Annotated in this window: 1 protein-coding gene; it reads left to right on the top strand. The window is 38.4% G+C overall.

Features of this window, described 5'->3' with window-relative positions; translation table 11 throughout:
* Nucleotides 1-54 precede the first annotated feature (54 nt).
* Nucleotides 55-307, top strand: a 253-nt coding sequence (locus tag H4O21_RS28910; protein WP_220495926.1) for a hypothetical protein, incomplete at its 3' end; no start/stop codon positions are given.

Below are 307 nucleotides of genomic sequence, written 5' to 3'. Positions count from 1 at the left end.
AAATATGTTTACGCTCTCAAAATTGAAGCTATAATAATTAACCTCGAGTTTTCTATGAATATGAAGAAGTTTATTTTATTAACCGCAGTATTGACTTTACTGGCTAGTTGTGGCTCTAAAGATAGAGGAGAGCTGGTAGGAGTTCAAGGGAAAAAATGGCATCCAGAAAAACCGTATGGTATGGAGCTTGTTCCTGGAGGTGCATTTATAATGGGTAAAGCTGATGATGATCTTGCTGGGGTAGATGATGCTCCTGGTAAGACCGTAACGGTTAGAGCTTTTTATATGGATGCTACCGAGATTACAA

It is taken from the genome of Oceanospirillum sediminis (assembly GCF_014164585.1).
GTDB classification, from domain to species: Bacteria; Pseudomonadota; Gammaproteobacteria; order Pseudomonadales; family Halomonadaceae; genus Oceanospirillum; species Oceanospirillum sediminis.
The sequence above is the reverse complement of the archived record's forward strand: the minus strand, read 5'-3'. Positions and strand labels throughout refer to the sequence as shown.